Annotated in this window: 18 protein-coding genes; 8 read left to right on the forward strand and 10 right to left on the reverse strand. The window is 39.8% G+C overall.

All coding sequences use genetic code 11. From position 1 onward, the window contains the following. Positions 1-3: 3 nt before the first annotated feature. From V7K49_RS12780 to V7K49_RS12790, 3 genes are read right to left on the reverse strand one after another with little or no spacing between them, the layout of a single operon-like run. Positions 4-420 carry a hypothetical protein gene (locus V7K49_RS12780; RefSeq protein ID WP_335205825.1) on the reverse strand — a complete coding sequence of 139 codons (417 nt, stop codon included), beginning with the start codon at positions 418-420 and terminating at the stop codon, positions 4-6. Continuing rightward, positions 420-1274: a hypothetical protein gene (locus tag V7K49_RS12785; protein WP_335205826.1), complete on the reverse strand. Its 855-nt coding sequence runs from the start codon at positions 1272-1274 to the stop codon at positions 420-422. The genes V7K49_RS12780 and V7K49_RS12785 overlap by 1 nt, the downstream gene beginning before the upstream one ends. A gap of 48 nt (positions 1275-1322) precedes the next feature. Beyond that, a complete protein-coding gene (locus V7K49_RS12790) occupies positions 1323-2045 on the reverse strand; it encodes a hypothetical protein (RefSeq protein ID WP_335205827.1) in 723 nt (240 codons plus the stop codon). Between the two features lie 243 nt (positions 2046-2288). Between V7K49_RS12790 and V7K49_RS12795 the strand changes: the two genes are divergently transcribed. The 3 genes from V7K49_RS12795 (at position 2289) to V7K49_RS12805 (ending at position 5649) form a co-directional block, all read left to right on the forward strand. After that, on the forward strand, positions 2289-4115 hold the full coding sequence (locus V7K49_RS12795; RefSeq protein ID WP_335205828.1) for a hypothetical protein: 1827 nt from the start codon (positions 2289-2291) through the stop codon (positions 4113-4115). 424 nt (positions 4116-4539) lie between these two features. After that, positions 4540-5097: a hypothetical protein gene (locus V7K49_RS12800; RefSeq protein ID WP_335205829.1), complete on the forward strand. Its 558-nt coding sequence runs from the start codon at positions 4540-4542 to the stop codon at positions 5095-5097. Positions 5098-5148: 51 nt separating this feature from the next. Next, the gene (locus V7K49_RS12805) at positions 5149-5649 is read left to right on the forward strand and encodes a hypothetical protein (protein ID WP_335205830.1); all 501 of its coding nucleotides are present in this window, start codon (positions 5149-5151) and stop codon (positions 5647-5649) included. An 804-nt stretch (positions 5650-6453) separates the two neighbouring features. On the opposite strand, the gene V7K49_RS12810 is transcribed toward V7K49_RS12805, so the two are convergent. Together V7K49_RS12810 and V7K49_RS12815 are read right to left on the reverse strand one after the other, a co-directional pair. Continuing rightward, entirely contained in the window at positions 6454-6792 is a 339-nt protein-coding gene (locus tag V7K49_RS12810) for a type II toxin-antitoxin system RelE/ParE family toxin (protein ID WP_335205831.1), read from the reverse strand. Continuing rightward, positions 6789-7043 (reverse strand): hypothetical protein, encoded by a 255-nt coding sequence (locus tag V7K49_RS12815; protein WP_094333544.1) that lies wholly within the window; start codon positions 7041-7043, stop codon positions 6789-6791. Before V7K49_RS12815 ends, V7K49_RS12810 begins: the two co-directional genes overlap by 4 nt. A gap of 245 nt (positions 7044-7288) precedes the next feature. Here V7K49_RS12815 and V7K49_RS12820 point away from each other — a divergent pair, with 245 nt between their 5' ends. Further along, the gene (locus V7K49_RS12820) at positions 7289-7651 is read left to right on the forward strand and encodes a hypothetical protein (RefSeq protein WP_335205832.1); all 363 of its coding nucleotides are present in this window, start codon (positions 7289-7291) and stop codon (positions 7649-7651) included. A gap of 24 nt (positions 7652-7675) precedes the next feature. Here V7K49_RS12820 and V7K49_RS12825 read toward each other — a convergent pair whose 3' ends face one another. Then, positions 7676-10288 carry a DEAD/DEAH box helicase gene (locus V7K49_RS12825; protein ID WP_335205833.1) on the reverse strand — a complete coding sequence of 871 codons (2613 nt, stop codon included), beginning with the start codon at positions 10286-10288 and terminating at the stop codon, positions 7676-7678. A gap of 238 nt (positions 10289-10526) precedes the next feature. Here V7K49_RS12825 and V7K49_RS12830 point away from each other — a divergent pair, with 238 nt between their 5' ends. The 4 genes from V7K49_RS12830 (at position 10527) to V7K49_RS12845 (ending at position 15254) form a co-directional block, all read left to right on the forward strand. Further along, a complete protein-coding gene (locus V7K49_RS12830) occupies positions 10527-14138 on the forward strand; it encodes a hypothetical protein (RefSeq protein ID WP_335205836.1) in 3612 nt (1203 codons plus the stop codon). Positions 14139-14452: 314 nt separating this feature from the next. Then, the gene (locus V7K49_RS12835) at positions 14453-14683 is read left to right on the forward strand and encodes a hypothetical protein (protein WP_099100473.1); all 231 of its coding nucleotides are present in this window, start codon (positions 14453-14455) and stop codon (positions 14681-14683) included. Next, a complete protein-coding gene (locus tag V7K49_RS12840) occupies positions 14664-14945 on the forward strand; it encodes a type II toxin-antitoxin system RelE/ParE family toxin (protein ID WP_335205897.1) in 282 nt (93 codons plus the stop codon). The genes V7K49_RS12835 and V7K49_RS12840 overlap by 20 nt, the downstream gene beginning before the upstream one ends. An 81-nt stretch (positions 14946-15026) precedes the next feature. Beyond that, entirely contained in the window at positions 15027-15254 is a 228-nt protein-coding gene (locus tag V7K49_RS12845; protein WP_335205837.1) for a hypothetical protein, read from the forward strand. Positions 15255-15436: 182 nt separating this feature from the next. Here the strand turns inward: V7K49_RS12845 and holA are convergent, their stop codons facing one another. The 4 genes from holA to V7K49_RS12865 all read right to left on the reverse strand — a co-directional run bounded on the left by holA (position 15437) and on the right by V7K49_RS12865 (position 20445). Beyond that, a complete protein-coding gene (gene holA / locus V7K49_RS12850; protein ID WP_335205839.1) occupies positions 15437-16411 on the reverse strand; it encodes a DNA polymerase III subunit delta in 975 nt (324 codons plus the stop codon). After that, positions 16408-17895 carry a DNA polymerase III subunit gamma/tau gene (dnaX, locus tag V7K49_RS12855; protein WP_335205840.1) on the reverse strand — a complete coding sequence of 496 codons (1488 nt, stop codon included), beginning with the start codon at positions 17893-17895 and terminating at the stop codon, positions 16408-16410. The genes holA and dnaX overlap by 4 nt, the downstream gene beginning before the upstream one ends. A gap of 341 nt (positions 17896-18236) precedes the next feature. Then, entirely contained in the window at positions 18237-19691 is a 1455-nt protein-coding gene (dnaN, locus tag V7K49_RS12860; protein ID WP_335205842.1) for a DNA polymerase III subunit beta, read from the reverse strand. 202 nt (positions 19692-19893) lie between these two features. Then, a complete protein-coding gene (locus tag V7K49_RS12865) occupies positions 19894-20445 on the reverse strand; it encodes a WGR domain-containing protein (RefSeq protein WP_335205843.1) in 552 nt (183 codons plus the stop codon). Positions 20446-20533: the final 88 nt, after the last annotated feature.

The raw sequence follows: 20533 nt of genomic DNA on the forward strand, positions 1-20533 counted from the left end.
AATTCACAATCCACATTCTACCTGAAAATTCTCTGTAGGTAACTGAATGGAAGCAATTAGCAAAGCCATGTCTTTTAATAGCCATCGGCGAAAGTGTGCTTGGTTAGATGAAGAAAGAATTCCATTAGACACCAAAATACAGACTATTTCACCAGGTTGCAATTGATTTAAACACTGTTCTACAAATAAGCACTCTTGTTCTGCTTGGGTTTTCAACTTGGATGTAATCACGTAGCTTCCATCTTTGTGTTGTATCCATTTATAAGCCATCTCAAATCGGGCTAGTTTTGAATCGGAAGTGAGATTAATTTTGCAATAGGGAGGATTGGCAAGTGCTACAGTAGGCAAGGAAATTGGCAGAGGAAGATTACTGACACAATTTTGAAATAGTTGTTGCCACTCAGTAATTTTAATTCTCATCAAAATAAACTTCCTTGCAACATATTTTCTGCTTTAGTATTTTCATACTTGATACCATTAATTAGCAAACTATTATTTAGCTTCGTTTGACGTGTTGATGCGGGAGTTTCATACTTTAAATTTGGTCGGATAAAAGAAATCCCCTTGCCAGTCAGGGTGTCTCCGATGACTAAATCTCCGCCCAAACTAGGAATAGGCAATGCCAAGTAGGGAGCGTAAAGCATGAAGTTTAAACTTGCTATTTTTATTAGTAGTGAATCCCACTCCCAGCCTGTTAAACTGATAGCATAATTGGACATTTCCAATGCTAATCGTCCTGTACCAAGTGCTGGTTCATATATATGAAATGGTGCTATTGCAGCAGAACTGACAACTGCTGCAATAGCCATTGTCTTGGCTGTCCAAGTAGGAGTAGGATAGAATTTAGCTGTTGATTGTCCGTAACGATTAGCAGCCAACAAATGACCGAAGTAATCGAAGGGACAAGAAATCAAAAGCTTCAGTTCCAATTCTTGAATAAGACGATTACTCGCACCGTTACATCCCTCTGGCTCATGAGGCAATTTAGCAATGCTGGGATGCCCTAGAGCATAAAGTAACCAGTCAATGAAATAGGGAATAAATCTGGAAGGACTGCCACATCCACCTGTAGGAATAGATTGCAGACAGCTTGAGAGCATCTGTAAAACTTGAGGATGTCCTAAGTCTAAAAACTCAGTTTGCGGTATTTCTTTAGGTAGTTCTCCAGTTTCCATTGTCCATCGCCATTGCTCCCACCTACCTTGATATTCATCATCTAATTTCAGTAATTTTGATAATAGCCATCCATGTTCAACAGTTGATTTGAGTACCATTGATGTTATCTTTAACAAGCATTTGCCAATGGCAGAGGCATTAGCCTCTTAAATCTTGACTTCTGGAATAGCTTCTAAATTGACCATTGACGATAACTCAGGAATGACTATATTTGATTGTGATTTTTTATCTGGAGATTGAGTCAGTAGTTTAATTAACCATTTTTCAGTCTGCATCTGATCCTTTTTATTCCAGCGTACATTTAATCTTTGGGCGGGTTTAACAGGATGTAATGCTAAAATTACGAATTGTATTTGGTTAGGAGTAACTGAGTATTGTCTAGCCGTAGTCCACAATTTTACCCGGTCTTGCCAGCTTAAATGTGGATGGCGTACAGCCCATTCATAAAGCCTGGGAATACCTTGTTTAAATGCTATATTTGTTAATACTTGAATAAAGTGCTTATCGTCATTAATTGCAAGAGGTGCAATTACTGGATTATCGACTAATAACTTTTTCCGAGATTTAAAAATTTCTGGTGCAAGTTCCTGTATTTGATCAACCCACTGAGCAATTTGAGGATAGGCATTTAATAAAGGTTCTACAGTCAGTCCTAAAAATAGTTGTCTCATCACCAAAGAGAAGTTATCTGCAACTATAGAGTCAAAGGCAGAGCGATTTGGATGAGATTTTTGAATGGGGAATAGGACTTGTTGTTGTGTTTTAGTAATTTGTTGAATATCGGCAAGATTAATTACTGGCATGGTGGAGAGAATATAACATCTCTCCAATGCAGCGGTAAGCTGCAAATTAATTATACGTACAGCCAAGATACAAGAATTAGCTGTCAATCAAGGACATACACCTATTCGTCAGGCAGTCATTGATTACAGCATATTAGATTTAGAGATCGATCAGATTGTTCGGCGGTTGATTGCTATGCACTCAGCGATAATACGGTTAATATCAGGCAAATAAAGCACATTCAATAAGAACTGTAAAATTACTGGACTAAATCTGAAGCAGTATTGTATTGTCACTTTGGATATTATTCAGTTTATTAGAGCTTCAATATGCGATCGCTCCGTTTTATTTTTATTGGTATCATTACTTCTCTATTTGTTACAAATGTTGTTTTTCTGCGAAGGACTCTCTCTGTCCTACTCTGTGGCGTTCTGAGCTTTAACTCAGCAAGTTGTTATAGTTTCTTAAACATTTACGGAAAAGCCGACGCTGCTGCACCTCCTAGTAGTGCTGTTGTCACTTCCAAGGATTTGAGTGTTGTTCAGAAAGACGAACAAAAAATTGCGGATTGTTTCTTGGGAGTCTGTGTAAACCTTCCCAAATCGCCTATCCCCATCCCCGGTGTACCCAGTGGAAATCCTATAGATATAGCTAAAACTGCCGTTATTAAAGAGATTGGGGAAGCAGTCGGAGTTGGTTCACCACTACTGTTAGACCAAAAGACAGCCTATCCTGATGTTTCCGATCAAGTCAAAGATTTTCACCCAAAGCCCTTAGCGATTACTTCTGATCAAGACCTGCAAAAGCCTTTACCTCCGGGAGACTACAGTCTTGATGTGATAGCTTATTGTACCCAATTCTCTATCCATGCACCAGGGCGAGGGCTACCCTATAAACTTGCTCCTTTGACAGGAAAACAAGCACCTGCAATTAGTGCTTTGCTGTCCCGTGGAACGTTGCAAGGTATTGCTCCTGCCACACTAAACGCAAATTCATGGCGGATTCAGGCAGGTCTACCGTTGAAGCAATGGTCGCAACAAGATCAAGCCTTAATTCACAAGCTTATCCCTGAGTATGAAAAAGGACTAGAAGGGGACTACCTGCAACAAATTGAGAATACCTACAACCAATTCCGCTTAGTTCCTGGTATCCCGTCACTAAATGACCTACTCAGACAGTCTGGAGCGCCTGGACAAACTGTACTGCAACTGCGACAAGCACGCCAAGCCCTTACTAATCAAACGATTTCCGCAGAACGCCTACCGGATATGCTCTATGAGCCGACAGGCGACGGTTTACCGCGTGTGCTTCCGGCAGCTAAAGATTCTTCACCGTCGCATTGGGCAGAAATTAAATCTGGTGTTTTTGCTCGATTCACAGTTATTGAAGGAAACTTGGGACGAAATTTATTAGAGTTCCGAGTTACACCCCAGGCAAGTGCAGCTATAAATAATTCTGCTACAGTCGTTGCACAAAATCTGGATAAGAATCTGCAAGTAGGTGATCCTAAAACAACTGTTGCAGTAGCACCAATACCATTAGCACTAATACTTAATGGAGCATTCTACATTGGATATTCTATCGGTCGTGCAGCACAGGCTCTCATTTTTGCTGCTCCAATTAATTACTGCCCTTATATTCCAATTGCCCACAATACATCTAGAGTTATTTCAGCAAGTGGACCTTACAAACTAACGATCTACGTTACGGGAGCAGACAATACTCCAGGAATTGGCGCGGCTTTTCCTGGTGGACATGCATGGATTAGTTTGTCCGATGGACAAACTACGAATTACTATGGTTTTAGTGCAGCGTTTAGATCCTCTTCTGAAATCCCTGGAGGGACATTGCTTGAATTACCTTATATATTTTTCCCGATTGGTATTCCAGGTATTTTTCAGGATGAGAGCGGAAGACCTTACAATGTATTCCAAGAATACACAATCACTCAACAGGGCTTGAGAGATGCGTATCAGGCAATTGTAGATTGGGATGACACCTATAATTTAGCTTTTCATAACTGTGCAACCTTTGCTTCTACAGTTGGAATTGTGTCTGGGGCATTACCAAGCAAAGATATTAACCTTCTTTTATCGATTATTAATCCTGCTAGTTTAGCTAACTACTTACTTTCGCATGGAGGAAAGAGCCACTGATATAAAACTTTTTTAACAGGCGTTTTTTAAGTGCTATTATCTCTTGTCGTAGGTTAGGTTGATGAACGAATCCCAACATTAATTAGCTCAAACAAAGTGCGATTGCTCCATAAGATAGTTTGAATAAAATGGTGATACTCTGATTATCGATACCTATAAAATTAAGCACCAGCGATCGCATAAAAACACAAAACAAGACAGGGATTCCATTAAACGAAATTCCAAGATTCATTAGCTCAAACGAAGTGCGATCGCTTTCAAAAATGTTTTGCTCAAAGGAGCGATCGCTCTGATTCTGGATACTTAGAAAAAAGTGAAGATAATACAAAAATTGATTCTTTGGAGGCAATCTGAGATGCGTCTTGTGCGCTCAATACAGGCTCAAAATGTCTGCTATGCAGCATCAATTCCGGTAGTCTACGCTATGACTAGATTCACTATGAAGCTAGCAGCAATTCTCCTGGTGATTAGTGTGGCAAGTTGTAGCTCTAGTTCACCCCCGGAGGCAGCCAACTCCCCCTTACAGATTTCCAGTTCTTCATCTCTAGAAAAAGGCAAGACTGCTTTAGAGACCTTACGGAAACTCCAAGACAAAACTGAACCAAACAGTATTACTGGCAATGGCATTAAAGCACAGACATATCCGGCGGAAGTGAATGAGTTAAAATCTGCAATTGACACTTATACCAATAGTGCCGAGGCTGGAAGTCATCCCGAACTTACCAAGCTTTTACAACATGCATTGACTGGACACATGCTTGCACTAGATTTAATAAAAAGTACTCCAGGAGAATATGTTAAATCTTCACAGGTTGATAAGATTTTTCAGTACTCTCCAGATATTAAGAAGCATATATTTGGTCAACCTGCAAAAGATTCAGGAGAAATCCTTTATCGAACTGGTGTCATTCTTGCGGGAATCTGGAGCCAAACAGGGGAAGATGCTCGACTTGCCTCAATTGAAGTGAATCTTTCTCAGTAACCTTGCAGTAGTTTTCAAGATGGAAGATATACAGATAGGAGAATTTTCTTTATGTCATCAAATCCCAATGTCCTCGGCTATTACCTTTACTCGCTGGTTGTGATTGGTGCATTTATCTATAATTGCCGTAATTGGAAATTTATTCGGGTGACTCTTCTCTACTATATCTTCCTGACATTTTTTGCATATCTTCTCATCTACGGTAGCGCTTATAATTTAGAATCACACCTGAATCAATTGCATAAAGATGGATTATTCACAGCCTTTCCTTTCACTATTGGCGGTGATAGGCCAGATGTAAACACGGTTCTTAAAACAAGCCCCAATTTTTTTCCTTGGACTCTGACATCAATTTCCTTTTTTGTAACATTCCCGCAAGCTGTGACTAGAGGAGCGCGAATCCATAAGCGCAAATCCCCAGAAAAGGTCATGGAAAAAGTACTTGACCATTACAATCAGATACGAGATATTTTAAGGAATATAACTAATATTGTACTACCTATTATAAACGATATCTATATTGTTGGTGAATGGGTATTTGTATTAGTCTAGAGCGGTAAAACTTGCTAGAGTAGATTTTTAATGATTGAAATAGGCGTAAATAGGTAAACCAAAATTTTCAATAATAACGAATTTACTAGGTTTAAGTTTTTGCTCTAGCTAGTTTTGCCACGCTAGGTATTAGTTACTATTTCATCACTTGTTTCCCCATTTCCTATGCACAGTTGGTATCTGATGCTCCTTGGTTGTTTTTTTATCTTACTAATCACAGGAACTGATATCACCATTGGCATAAAAGGGCCTATCGCTATTATTTTAAGTGCCTTTGTCCCTGGTATTATCTACAAATTGCAATAGTTGTCAACTGTTGTATTGACGGTGATGATTTTGCTTGTGAGTCTTAGCATAGCCATATTTTCTGGCACTCTCATATTTTCTCTAATTGAAGTCATATTTCACACAAAAAATCCTGGTATTATTACTATAATTATCATCTTTGCTCTTGAAATTGGCGTGCTATCGTTAAGCTTTACATATCTCTCCAAAATCATCACCTTCGTGATTGATAAACTAATTAATTGGATGGGTTATCGAAGCCATCAATAAAATCAGATTTTCAGCTTAAAGATATATTACATATATGATTAATCTGGCATTTATCATAATAGCTGTTATTGCTGTAACTTACTCTTTGTTCCTCATTATAAAGTTTTTATTACCTATATTCCGTTCAATAAAAGTAAACCCAACATTCATTAGCTCAAACAAAGTGCGACACCGAATAGCCAGTCACTATCAGGCTACGCCTACACTCCATATCTTGAGAAAGATATTGTGGATAGAATGCCAATACGATCAATCCTCTACTTCCGGTTCACCAATTGTCTTCTGTGCGCCATGACGAATATGGAGAATTCTCACCGTTGGAACAGGCTGATCTTCAAGAACCGTAAATAGAATACGATAGGTTTGCTTTCCTTGCCCGTAAATAAGCTGACGAATTTCTTGACTAAAGAAGGCATCCTCTCGAGCGATTGGACAGCGCCGAGGCATTTCTTGCAGAGAGACGATTGCTTTAATCAGCCCTTGATACCAGAGTTGGGCGCGTTCATCTGTGGTAAACTGAGAAAAACTTAAGAATGCGGCATCCGCTTCGGCTTTCGCAATGCTAGAGAAATCAATGCGGTACGTCATGCTTCAAGAGACAATCCATATTTCTGATTTTGTTCAGCAATGAAGTCCTCTAAACTCGAAAATTGTCCTTGCTCAAAATCATCAAGCCCACGTTGGATTCCCTTTAAAGCCTCAAAAAAATCTTGATCGTCCAAACTCAGTCCTAAAGTCAGCACCGCTAGCGCCATTTGCGAAATATCTTGTCCAGTACTTTCAGCACGCTGTCGCAGCAGTGCCTCAACTTTCGGTGGCAGATCAAGTGTAATGGACATTGTGAGTTTTCCGAGCGTGATATTGGTTTTATTATAGCGATGCCTGCTCTGGGCGTAGCTGCGGCACCTCATAGATTGGGTAAAGCGGACTGCTCAAGTGTGGGAGTGCTTCAGCTACGCCCGTTGTAGACATCACGCTAATTCTAGATACCTGTAAAATTAAGCTGCAAGCGATGGCAACTCTTAGAGACGCTACGCGTAGCAAAATGTCAAAATTACCTGCTGTACAACAATCCTAACTGATAATGACTCAATCCCAACCTCCATTACCACAACCCAAACTAGAATCTGCTGGTATTACCTCTGACCAGTATTTTGAGTTTACTCCAGAAAAACTAGAACTGAGTAACGGATATTTGGGTTACGGTGGACAAGACCAACTTGGGTTTCATTTGTCTGTTCTCACCAATATGGGATTGTTGACAGCAGTTCGACATACAAATTTGTCGCTGTGGCTAGAAGCACTCAAAGGTGTGGTGAGGGAAAAACTACCGACTGTCAACGCCCAACCAGAAGTAGCAGAAGCAATGCTCGATCGATTTAATCAGGCGATCGCAGACTTGGAGGCAGTGATTGAGTATCTGGAACAATATAAATCTGGAATTTGAGCGATGTCTACGACGATACTCGTGTCAAACATCAGGTGTAGCGATGGTCTCCGACCGATCGGAGGCGATCGCATCTAATAACACTAAACCCATTTGTTTCAATAAAGCAGTGTTACCATCAGGACAACCATGTTGAATTAGACACTTGGCACAGCCAGTATTGCAGTTGCAATCCTGTGCGATCGCACTAGCAGCACCAGCAAGTTTTGGCAGATGTTTAAACACAGCTTCAGCCGCACCATTACCGCCATCACTGGTATCATAGAAATAACCTGTGTAATTGTTATTTTCCCCTAACTCCTTCACTACTGTAAAATTCACCTGTTTAGGGTCAACTCTAGCCACCAGCTGCAACGCTCTCATAATTTGATGCCCAAAGGTGTGGATAGCAATCAAGGTAGTGGAATATTCCCACAACTGTTGATAGCCTGGTGGAATCGCTTCTCCACTGCGAGTAAGACTAGTTCTAGTTTCCTTGGCATTGTGCTGGATGTATTCTCGCGCACTTGAGTTAATCGTTACTTTAACCATTGGTGCTGAAAATTGAGTACGGAAAGGCTGCTCAAACTTTTCTTCTGACAGGGTTTTCACAATTACAGCTTTGCGTGTGAGTTTGCTACAAAGCGGACAACGATGTTCTTTAGGTAGCGGCTCTTTGTAGTTAAGACACCGCTTGTTCAAACAAGTCTGCTCATAGATTTGGGTCATTAAACTGTAACCACTGGTAATGTGCTTAACTTCACCAAAACTAAGTGACAGGGTTAAGTATTCCTTACAGTCATCAACTTCACTGACTTGAGAAAACAGCAATGGTAACTTTACCGGATCTGTCAGCACTGTTAGGCTACTGGTTTCTGATTCTGTAACTGCAACTGTAAATAGTGGGCTATCTGCTGTCTGTTTTAATATTGCTTGCTTGCTGTTCAAGTCAAGGGAGATGCACTGATAAGTCAGCATTCGTCCATTGGTATCTTGTCGTTTGTAGATGGCTTGGGGATGGACTTCCCGGTGAGCAATATCTTCTGAGATTTCCTCCAGTTCTTCCCCAGATTCTGCATCTACTAGCTTGATGGTAGTTTGAGATAAACCACCACGAAAGTTAACATCTTTATGGGGATAACCCTTTGCCCACAGTCCATTACGACCTTTATTTAGATGCCCTTGGGCTAACAGGAGTTTTGCTACCTCGTAAGCTGCTGTGCCAAAGTAGTGCTTTATTTTATTAGTAGGAATACCAGTTTCTGCGGCTGCACACATCAAATGTTTAGCAGCAAAGATGGGATATTCGTCATTAAAGAATACTTCCTCAGCTTCTCCTGACACCAGCATTTCTGGATGTTCAGCTACATAGCAGTCAATGGGATTGAGAGCATTGGGAAGCAGCACTGTTAGTCCAGGTTGTGAACGACCGGCTCGACCACTGCGTTGCTGATACGCCATTTTGGAGCCAGGCCAGCCACGCAAAATGCAACATTCTAATTCTGGTAGGTCAATTCCTGCTTCTAAAGCTTCTGTGGCAATAATCCACTTGAGCGTGCCAGACTGGAGTTGGTCAACTACTTCTGCCCGACGCTCAGAAGTTATGCCACTGTAGAAGGCGGCTACTTGGTTTGATTTGAGTAATTCTGTTAGTTCCCGCACGCTGCGACGGGAGTTACAAAAGGCGATACCTGATTTACCTTGATTGAGCAAAAATTGAATAATCCGAGCGATATCACCAGTCAAATTGTAACTGGGCTGAGTGATAATTATTTGTCTAGATGGTGAAGCTGCTCCACTTTTGCGAATCCAAATTAGGGGTTTGGGGTTGAGTTTAGTTGGTTTTAAGCCGGAGATTTTCAGAGCCAGTTGTTTAGGATTACCACAAGTGGCACTCAGGAAGATAAATTGCAGTTTCTTGGAGTCACCACCGTAATGATCTACTGCTAGTTTAATACGACGAATCAGCCAGGACATATTTGCGCCATAGCTGCCTGAGAGGGTATGAGCTTCGTCAAGCAGTACATAGCGTAATCGTTGATAAAAGTTTGCCCAATGCGCGGATTTCCAGGCTTGCTTGAGTTGAAAATGGATTAATTCTGGTGTGACACCCAATATATGCGGTTCGCTCTTCAGGATTTGTTCTCGTTTTTCTGATTTGACATCTCCAGTGATCATTGCCAATATAGGTCTGGATTGTGTTGGTATGGTAGAGAGTAGTTCAGAGATTTTGTGGAACTGGTCTAGTGCTAATGCTCGTAGTCCATAAAATGCTAATGCTCGATGTTCTTCATTTATACAACCTTCCAGAATGGCGGGGTATGTGCTGAGAGTTTTGCCACTGGCTGTGGGAGAGGTGAGGATTAAACTTTTACCTTGTCTAATTGCTTGTAAGGCTTGAAGTTGGTGAGAGTAAAGTTGGGTGATTCCTAATGAATGAAGTGCTTGAATTAATTTATTTGGTAGGTCATTAGGGATATTTTTCAGATTAGGTTCTTTGGCAGAGATAGTCTGTTGCCATAGTAAATCTTCACCTATAAATTCAGCAATATCTGTTGGTTCATTAGGATGGTTATTTGAGTTAGAATTTTCTGTAATGGGTGTACGAGGTGGTGTCCAAAAGCTTTGTAGTAAGGCACTATAATTGGGCGTGTTCATGGTGGTGTTTTTCGCTCATTGCCCTAAAAAATCCCCCAATGGGGGAGTGATACTAAATTACGATAAGTAGTAGAGTCAACCCTGCCCAAAAATGTCTTTTATACGCTAAGACTGAAACTAAGATGGGCAAGTTCTTTAGCAAATGCTTTCTATCATAAAGTCAGTTAGCAACTATACAGTATAATAGTTTGAAAAAATCAACGTTTAGGTCAATTATTAGCGTATTAGGGAAGAAGTTGTGGAACTAAATAGTCAAAATCTACACCCTAGCTCATCTGATTTACCTCAAGTACCTCCAGCGGACTGGACAACGACCCGTAGGAAAATACTCTCATGGCTGAATCAAAATAGTAGCTCTCTAGCAAATTTGTATGAAGGTGCAGTTTGCTTAACTTTTGGAATTCAAATTCCTGGTAGATTAAGATTTATATCTCATGCTGTTCGTGAAATTCGTAATAGATTGCCTGATTCTATTCCTAAAATAAGTGAAAGACTTGAATATAAAGATGAAGTTGAAAACCTAGCAGATATTTGGGAGAGTAATGGCTTTGGTTTAGATGAAACACCTTTAGAGAGTGAAGATATTACTATTAATTTTCAAATATTTAGTAAAATTCAGCAACTTATAAAAAAACATAAAGCAGTAAGATACAATAATAAAAAAATAACCTTTCTCTTTTTTGAATTATGTATTTCTGAAAATAAACTTGACCTGAATATATTAGAACCTATAGTCAATCACTACTGGGAAATAACAGAGTGGTTTATGGAACAAACACATGAAACACATGATAGCGGTAAACCTAAATTAGATCCAGATGATCTTAAAATCCGTCATCAATTTGAGTTATTTGAGTCATTTCTCGCTACATTTGCTCAAAATTTCTACACTACTGTAGATAAACTTGATGAAATCTTACAAGAAGACAATCCTCAGCAGATAGAGAAAGTTATAGGATTCCTGATTCACCCACAGCATTTTAGTTACTTTTTCAATCGTCTACAAAATCCAGAGTGGATTAAACCGTTAAAGGATAAAGGGTTTTTCAAGAATCCTCCACAAATTATTGAGGATGTTAGTCAAGGCACTGTCAGCTTTCCTATGTGGCCTCAGTCTCGCTATCTAGCGCGAATGGCTGAACACAAGCCGAAAGAGGTTCTAGAAATTGCACGGCAGATAGAAAGCAACAATCCCCGTGTCCATGAAGATTTTGTTGATGCTGCACTTGAGATGGCATTACAAGAAGCAGTGCAATTAGTTCCTAAAGTTAAAACTTGGATTAAATCACTATACTCATCCTCTCTACTTCCAGAGAAAGTTGCTGCCCTCATAGTACATCTTGCTCAAGGTGGTAAGATTAAAAAGGCACTAGAACTGGCCAAAACATTACTTGCTGTTATGCCAGATTCTAGTTTGAACAATGGGGACAATAATGATAATAATGTTTACCTTTCCTCACCCAAGCCAAGAATACGTTTTAATAACTCGCATTATCGAAGAATTTTAAAAACCTTAGTGCCAGAATTAGTAAAGATAACGGGTGAAGAAGCGTTAATTATGCTAATTATTCTGCTTAATAATGCGATTAAGTTCTCTAGACGTAATGCAGAAACTGAGGAAAAGCAGAATAATTCGCCTATCTTGGAGGATTACTCACGTATCTGGCGATATGCAATTGAGGAGCATCATCGAAATCACCCTCCTTACGATGTTAGAGAAATTTTAGTAGAAACAGTAAGGGATACAGCAAAACAGATATTAGAATCGGATCGGACGAAAATCCGAAATATTGTGCAGAAGTTGGAGGAGCGACGCTGGCGAATTTTTCATCGCATCGCACTTTACCTGATTCGTGAGTATCAAGATGTAGACCCCAATTTACTGATTGAAAAACTTATTGACTCTAAGCGTTTTACAGATACTAGTTCTTACGAAGATTATGAGTATGCACACTTACTCAAAGATAATTTTGCTCAACTTACTGTAGAGAAACAAGCGCAAATTCTAAGTTGGATTGAAAATCCGGAACTGGACTTTAATTGGGAAGAAGATCAAGAGAGAAAAGCTGAATGGGTGAAATATTGGCAGTGGCATAAACTAACAATAATAAAAGATAGTCTTTCAACATATTGGCGTGAACGCTATGATGATTTAGTCAATAAATTTGGCAAGGAGATTGAACTTTCAGATATTGTTTCTGGAGGTGTAGGTCAGGTTAGAGTCTCAGGTGTTGGAAGTCCAAAAACTGACTCAGAATTAGAATCTATGAGTATTGAGGAGCTAGTTGCCTTTCTTAGAACATGGGAGCCAAATTCTACAGATCCCTTTGAAGAGCCATCACGCTCAGGGCTAGGATCTGCTCTGGAAAGACTGGTTGAAAAAAGTCCTGAACGTTATGCACAGGGAGCCGCTCAATTCCAAGGTCTACACGCAAGATATATATCGAATTTGCTTAGAGGTTTGCGTCAAGCTTTAAATAATCAATCAAAACAACAGCAAGAAATAAGAGAATTTGATTGGATATCTGTTCTAAGTCTCTGCAATTGGTTAGCAGAGAAATCTGAAAAATTCAATAAATCTCAGACAATTTATAACGAACCCAGCAGCAATTGGCTCGAACCTTGCCGAACAGTGGAAGACTTGCTTGGAGTCGGACTGAACGTTGATACAATAGCAATTGAGTTTAATTTTCGCGATCGGGTTTGGAACATCCTCAGACTTTTAACTCAACATCCAGACCCCACGCTAGAAAGAGAAATGGAGTATAGCTCAAATAATAATTATAGTGAACTGGCAATTAATACTGTTCGCGGGGAAGCAATGCACACAGTTGTTCGCTATGCCCTCTGGATTCGTCGCCACTTTGAGCAAATACCTGAGAGTGAAGAGCATTTGCAACGAGGTTTTGATGAAATGCCAGAAGTACGGCAGGTACTTGATGAACATCTTAACCCAGATATAGAGCCATCTTTAGCAATACGCTCAGTTTATGGTCAGTGGTTTCCTTGGCTGGCTTTACTAGATCCGCTATGGGCAAATCAAAGCATAGGAAAAATATTTCCACAGAATGAAACTTTCAGCAATCTGCGACGTGCTGCTTGGGAAAGCTACATTAATTTTTCTGGTATTTATAACAATGTTTTTGATTCACTACATGAGGAATACCGCTATGCAGTTGAACAGATAGATCCCACATCGATTGAACGACAAAAATTGACACATACTGATGAAGGTCTTGCCCAGCACTTGATGACTCTCTACTGGCGTGGGAAGCTGAATTTGGATGAGCCAGGAGCATTGGCAAGGTTTTTTGAGTTAGCTTCTGATACGTTACGTGGCTATGCTCTCGAATTTGTGGGGAGAAGTCTTAATAGGACAGAAAATGAGATAGATCCAGAAATACTCAATAGTCTCCAATTGCTCTGGGAAAAGCGTTTGGAAACAGCACGTAATTCTACCGAACGTAGTTCCTATACCACTGAACTTGCTGCTTTTGGCTGGTGGTTCGGTTCTGGGAAATTTGATGACGTTTGGGCTATTGCACAGATTAAACAGATTCTTGAGCTAACTGGCAAAGTAGATCCTGACTTTTTGATGCTCGAACGTCTAGCTGTACTTGTTGATACAATGCCAGAATCATCTGTCGAGTGCCTTGAATTGCTCATTAAAAATGATAAGTCTGGTTGGAGTATCTACGGTTGGCAAAATGAAACTAAGGCTATCCTCAGTAAAGCTATTCAAAGCACCAGTGGCCAAGCAATAAAAACTGCTGAAAATATTATTCAAGATTTGGGCAAACGCGGACACTGGGAATATCGAAATTTACTCCCTCCTTCTGGAAGCAAATAACCCTATTCCGTCAAAGTGGACAGTAAATCATCCAGCGAACGCAAAACTTGATTGCTTTTTCAGTTAAAGGATCTAAATTAGCTGTAGATTCATCTAAAGTTAAAATTGGTAGATTATTGATGATTACCCTGGCGATGCCTGCGGCGGGCTACGCCTACGCTAATCGCTGCTTCTGCCCTCCACATTTGCCCTTACTGCGCTGGATATTGTATCATATTTTTGCGGAAATTGGCTAAATGTAAGAGGCTGAGGCAATGGAAATAGAGATTAAAATAGAGTTAGCAAAGATAGAGTTTACTTGATTAGGAGATTCTATGATGACTTTACAAGAAATTATTAATTCTATTGAAAGTTTGCCCACAGAAGATCGAGAGTATTTATTTGAGTTTCTTCGCCAGCAACGAATTGAGAATCGGCGAGTTGAAATTTTGGCTAATGCTCAAGAAGTGATGCAGGCTTTTAAGGATGGGACAGCTCATAGGGGAAGCGTTGATGATTTGATCGCTGATTTACTAGGAGATGATGATGGAAGTTGTCTGGAGTAGTGGATTTAAGCGGTCTTTTAGGAAGATTACAAAGAAAAACCCGCAATTAAAGAATCAAATTGTTAATGTATTAAGGCTTTTGGCAGATGATCCATTTACACCGTCTTTGAAGTCTCATAAGTTAACAGGAAATTTATCGGGGTTGTGGTCTTGTTCTGTTGCTTATGATTGTAGAATTATCTTTAATTTGTCTGAGGATGAGAAGTTGTTAGAAATGGTTATTTTATTGATTGATATTGGCAGCCATGATGAAGTTTATTAAATGGTAAAATAGAGGCTTAAGCAATGGAAATAGAGATGAAAATGAGTCAGCAAAGTTAGGGTTGACTTTCGAGGAGTTTCTATGATTAGTTTACAAGAAATTATTAATTATATTGAAAGTTTGCCTCCAGAAGAACGGGACTATTTGTTTGAGTTTCTCCGTAAAAAGAAGGAGGAATCTAGAGGGGATAATTTTTGGGAGGGATTACAAAAATTTAGAAGCGTAATCCAAAGCGAGGGGATTATCTTTACTGATGATGATTTCGCTGACTTACGATATCGCAGTGTGGTCAGAGAAATTGATCTATGAGCTTGAAATACTTACTTGATACCAATATTCTCAAGAGAGCCAGCACGTCCTATTCCTAAAATGAGAAACATAGCTTGTGAAAGTTTTGTTAGATACTAATATCATTATTAGTGAATTTGGATTTTAGACTGGAATCAAATATACAATCCAAAATCCAAAACTCTCAGTCAACTTTATGTTGATTAAGTTAACTTAAATAACCTACTAACACCAAGAATTACTGGCAGTAAATCCTTCGCATCAGCACCTCTCTTAATAGACATTTCCAAATCCAGCATCATAGTTACTGCTTTAGCTAAAGCGTTAATGCTTGTATTTGCTACCTCCTGACGCAAGTAATAAATGCGATTAGGATTACTGAGACTGCACAGTTGAGCTAATTCACGATCTTTCTTAACCCCAGAAGCGTAGGCGTAGCCCGTCGCAGACATCGCAGACTTAACCCACAGCCAAGTTCTAAACTGCGTTAGGAGAGTAGCAACAATCACCATTAATGGTTCCGAGCGTGACAGTAAATTATCCAGCAGGCGCAAAACTTGATTGCTTTCTCCTTGACGAATAGCAGATGCCAGTTGTAGGCTATTCTGAGTCTGACATGGCACTAACTCTTTTACTTCTGCAAACTCTAGTTTTCTGCCATTACCATAAATATACAGTTTGCGTAACTCAGTGGCTGCACGAGTCATATCGTTACCAATTGCTTCTGCTAGATATTCCACTGCATCCTTTGACAGCACTAGCTTGATTTTTTTAGCCTGAGTTGCGATCGCTCTCTCAATCAAATCATTCCGCCAAGGTGGTATCAATAAAAACTCAAACAACTTGGCATACTTGACAATATGTTTGTAAATCTTCAAGCGCTTATCTACATTGGTGGCGACAAACACCAGAATTGTGAATTCAGGCACTTGAACAAGCTGCTGCAAGGTTGACAACTCAGTATCACCCCACTGCTTGAGGTGGCAATTTTCCACAATCACCAGTTTTTTACCACCAGTCAGGGAACGAGTGCGAGCTACGCTGATGGCTTGGTCAAGGCGATCGGCTGGAAATCGATGATAGCAAAGTGTGAGCCATTGGGCATCAATCTCTGCTTTGTATTGGTTCAGCTGTTCCTGGATGGCGTGTTGGTCATCACCTGTCAGCAAGACAATCATGCTTTTACCCTCCCGTTACTGCTCTTGTTGGCAGTTTTAATTAACACAGTCATTGGTTGTTGACTTTGGGTAGCTCGTTGCAGCATTTTAGCGATCGCTTCTTTACTACTTTCAAACTTCTTGAGGTAAGCTGGTGTAACCTCTAAAATTGCCTTGTCACCTTGCAATTTAACGAGATTTGCATGAGCCAACAGCTTTTGATTACTAGGTTTAGCTGTATCCATCACAGAAAGCCAAATTTGAGCCAGGTTAGTAGTCTGATCTGCAACTGTTTGTAACAATTTGTCATCTACAGGTTTAGCTGTCACCTTGTTTGTGGTGTATACTCCAACTGTTGGTAACAACTTGCCGTGATGCACAGGTTTAGCACTTAGCGTCTTGGTTGCACTGACAGGCAAGAAACTGGGTATCAGGTTCAGTAAGCAAACTTCTAGCCACACAGCAGCATTTACTGTGTGCCGCAGATAGTTTTCTGCTTTTTGTAACTCTGCTAGAGACAAGTTAAGCGTCTCGAAATTCCAGTGATTTGCTAAAACCTTGAGTTGAGCATAGCTAACACAACCAGTTAGCAGGGATTGCTCTTTGGATGCAGACTTGACAATCAGTAAATCTCGGTATGTTTGCAGTAAGTTGGAGAGAATCAATTTGGGCGTTTTACCAGAGTCCACTAGAACTCTTGCTACTTGCAGCAAGTTAAAGGTGTTGTTGGTGGATATTGCCTGTAAAATTGACATTAATTCTGTTTCTGTCACACCACCAGCGATTTTCATAACATGATTGGCAGTGATATCTTCATCTAAAAGACTCACCTGACCCAGTAATTGCAGTGCATCCCGCAATCCACCATCGCTGAGTCGAGCGATCGCTGTTAGTGCCTCATCATCAATAGAGATAGATTCTGCATCTGCTATAATACGGAGATGCTGCACAATAGTCTGAACAGACAAAGTGCGGAAATTAAACACCTGACAACGGCTGACAATGGTAGGCAACACCTTGTGCAGTTCTGTTGTGCAGAGAATGAAAACAACATGAGGTGGCGGTTCTTCAATACACTTAAGTAAGGCATTGAAGGCGTTACCGGTTAGACAATGGCATTCGTCTAAAATAAAAATTCGGTAACGTCCTGCAACAGGTGCTAAGGTACTGCGCTCAATTAAAGCACGGGCATCATCTACACCATTATTAGAAGCAGCATCAATTTCACTAACATCTAGGCTATTGCTGGTTTCAATTGAACGGCAGGATTGACAAATACCACAAGGTTGGTCAGTTGGTTTTTTAGTGTTGAGACAATTGAGAGATTTAGCAAATATCCGAGCAGTTGATGTTTTACCTGTGCCTCTAGAACCTGTGAATAAATAAGCTGGTGCAATTTGCAGGTATTTGACAGCATTAGTCAGAGCAGTTTTGATGTAGGGCTGTCCAACTAATTCGGCTATTGTCTGGGGTCGATATTTTTGATGTAGGGCGACTGTAGACATAGGATTCATTAACCTTAATTTGTCGCCCTTACCCCTGTTAAGGGGGTGTAATTTTGACTCCAAAGTAGGCTGATTTGCTCAACCGTTTCCAGCAGGATTTAACGATACCAGAAGTTGAGTAAGTTTAATTATTTAAATGTCGAAACAGATGGATGAATTTGGCATTTTGGTGGCAAATAGTCGGGTATCTACCGCCAAAATGCACAGTTTATATTTGTCAAAATCGAGGATTTTCGTTCATATTCTCAGTTTTGTCCAGAGTTCCTCAAATCCCCGTCTAAAATAAACACCACTCGTATCCAAAACACCCTACAAAACTTCAAAATTTTGATTAACATTTATTAAGCATTTAGAGTGTACAGTGGCAGTAAGAATTGACGCATTTCCATTTGCAGTTCTGGATTTGGTCTATCTCCATAAGGAACCAACATGGCAGGATGATCTGATTGTTGGAAGTGCATTTTGATAGCAGAACTGGGAATTGCCTTGGCTGCTTCTACTAAATACTTGAGGTTAAACTGGATATTCAATGACATTTCTGATGGTAGATGAGCAGCAATAACTTGATCGCCTTTGCCAAACTCCCGTTCAATTGATAGTCGTAACTGCTGCAAACTTCCATCAAACTGTAAGTAAATACCTTTCTCTTTTTTATCTGTTAACACAGCTAACCGTTCCAGTGCTTTGACTAAGAATGCTTTTTCTAGGATTACTTCTCGGTCAAAGCTAAATCTTGCCAATAGCTGTTCGCAGTCAGGGTAAGTTCCTTCCAGACATTGACATCTAAGGATAATATCTTGCCAAGCAAAACCCAAGCGATTACTTTGGGCATCATACAACAAATTAATGAATTCGACAGAATCATCCAAGTTACGCGCTAGTTCCTTGAGGACTCGACCGGGAATAGTAAATTGGATTATCTCTTCAGATTCTACTTGTTTGCGGGGTTTTCTACCAATTCCTTGAGTTGAAAGTTCAGTGGTTGCAATTCGATGCCCATCAGTACCAATAAATTTTAATTTCTCCTGTGTAAGTTGGATATGAACTCCGGTCAAGATATATTTATTTTCATCAGTGCTGACAGCATAAATCACACCTTTCAAACCATCTTTGAAAACTGTTTTTGGCAGAGGGATGGGAGTAGCATCAATTGTATAAATAGGTGGAAATTCTTCAGCACTAATGCCTCTAATTTCATATTTTCCATCAGCATCAGATAAACTTAGAGAGCAGATTTTGGTTTGCTTATCCTCATCAGTAAGCTGTATAGTTTGAGTCTGGCTGCTGAGGTTGATATTACCATTAGGGCAATGCTTAACTATCTCAAATAGCATTTCCACTGGCACAGTAATTTCACCCTTGAGCAAAACCTGGGCTTCAAAACTTGCCTGAATTGTTAATGCTAAATCAGTAACAGTTAAATGTATCTGTTGTGTTTCGATATCTGCAATGATTAGAGCATTAGCAAGAATCGGATGGGTAGGTTTAGCTGGGGTAGCACAACTAACTAAAGAGAGCGCATCGTGAAATTTAGTTTGTGAGCAGATTACCTCCATTCCTAATTCTATAACTGGTTGAGAGTTTAACTCTGATTTGGCAGAACGTTTATTAGTAAGCTTATTTGAGATAGGTTCAGTTGAAGTATCAGTATCTAGAGATGTAGTTTTTTTCTTTTTACCTGTAGATATTTCTGGGATATTTGCTGATACTTCATTTTCGGCTTTAGGAGTAGCTACACTTGTTTGTTTTGTCTGATTGGCAGGCTTTACTCTTTGTTTCGATGCTGTTTGAGTCATGATGATTTATTTCTGGTTGCGACATTGTTAGAAGTGTGACTGCGATAGCAGAAAAGAAAGGCTGTGAAGCTTTGAATCAGATGCTTTTACCCTGTGAGACATACGGAAGTTTACTGATATATCCCATTGAACGGCTCTCAAGCAAGTCTTGATTATGACCAGAGGCGGAACATCTCCGGCTCCGCTCCTAAATTATTAAGTTCTACAAATGCCTCCAAAAGTTCTTTCCAATGGTTTTTAAACTGATAACTTTGCTGTTATTACCAGATTCTTCTGTAGTCTTCTCAGCCAGTATAGAATCAGTTTCCAACAAAGAGTTCAGCAGTGATAGTTGATGATCAACATCTGCCACATTGCGGTATATTAGAGACGGCTCTATTTTCATTCCTAAAGGTGTAGGAACAATTTTTAAATATTGGTTTAATGTATCTAGATAATTTCTATTGGCAAATTGTCTTTGTGCTACATAAGGGCGCAATATGTTCAGTAATTGGATAGCTCTTTTGATTTCTAGAGAATCAGAAGTACTATCAATTTGAGGTTGGCTTTCTCGGTAGCCTTTCATTTTCTTCTCAGCCACGAGATTGTGGAATTTAGAAACTGCTTGTTGATAATTACCGAAAGAGTGAACTTTTTGCTGAGATTTGTAGCCGACTCTACCCCACTCAACAGTTAGATTACCTTGCTTCACTTTTGCACTCCAGAATTTGTTACTGTTCTGAGCCGCATTTACAAATATTAAGTAAACTTCCATATTTTTGACATAATTTAGAGTAGAGTATTGCCATGTCAAATGAATATCTCAACAACAGATGTTCATTTGACAAAAGCTTCAAATCATT

It is taken from the genome of Nostoc sp. (assembly GCF_036919675.1).
Taxonomy (GTDB): Bacteria; Cyanobacteriota; Cyanobacteriia; order Cyanobacteriales; family Nostocaceae; genus Nostoc.

Bases quoted from the DNA above. Each gene is read 5' to 3' on its own strand.
- dnaX (WP_335205840.1), bottom strand. From the start codon at position 17,895: ATGTCTACAGTCGCCCTACATCAAAAATATCGACCCCAGACAATAGCC.
- V7K49_RS12835 (WP_099100473.1), top strand. From the start codon at position 14,453: ATGATGACTTTACAAGAAATTATTAATTCTATTGAAAGTTTGCCCACA.
- V7K49_RS12780 (WP_335205825.1), bottom strand. From the start codon at position 420: ATGAGAATTAAAATTACTGAGTGGCAACAACTATTTCAAAATTGTGTC.
- V7K49_RS12825 (WP_335205833.1), bottom strand. From the start codon at position 10,288: ATGAACACGCCCAATTATAGTGCCTTACTACAAAGCTTTTGGACACCA.
- V7K49_RS12795 (WP_335205828.1), top strand. From the start codon at position 2,289: ATGCGATCGCTCCGTTTTATTTTTATTGGTATCATTACTTCTCTATTT.
- V7K49_RS12800 (WP_335205829.1), top strand. From the start codon at position 4,540: ATGACTAGATTCACTATGAAGCTAGCAGCAATTCTCCTGGTGATTAGT.
- V7K49_RS12820 (WP_335205832.1), top strand. From the start codon at position 7,289: ATGACTCAATCCCAACCTCCATTACCACAACCCAAACTAGAATCTGCT.
- V7K49_RS12840 (WP_335205897.1), top strand. From the start codon at position 14,664: ATGGAAGTTGTCTGGAGTAGTGGATTTAAGCGGTCTTTTAGGAAGATT.
- V7K49_RS12865 (WP_335205843.1), bottom strand. From the start codon at position 20,445: ATGGAAGTTTACTTAATATTTGTAAATGCGGCTCAGAACAGTAACAAA.
- V7K49_RS12815 (WP_094333544.1), bottom strand. From the start codon at position 7,043: ATGTCCATTACACTTGATCTGCCACCGAAAGTTGAGGCACTGCTGCGA.
- V7K49_RS12805 (WP_335205830.1), top strand. From the start codon at position 5,149: ATGTCATCAAATCCCAATGTCCTCGGCTATTACCTTTACTCGCTGGTT.
- holA (WP_335205839.1), bottom strand. From the start codon at position 16,411: ATGATTGTCTTGCTGACAGGTGATGACCAACACGCCATCCAGGAACAG.
- V7K49_RS12785 (WP_335205826.1), bottom strand. From the start codon at position 1,274: ATGGTACTCAAATCAACTGTTGAACATGGATGGCTATTATCAAAATTA.
- V7K49_RS12810 (WP_335205831.1), bottom strand. From the start codon at position 6,792: ATGACGTACCGCATTGATTTCTCTAGCATTGCGAAAGCCGAAGCGGAT.
- dnaN (WP_335205842.1), bottom strand. From the start codon at position 19,691: ATGACTCAAACAGCATCGAAACAAAGAGTAAAGCCTGCCAATCAGACA.
- V7K49_RS12845 (WP_335205837.1), top strand. From the start codon at position 15,027: ATGATTAGTTTACAAGAAATTATTAATTATATTGAAAGTTTGCCTCCA.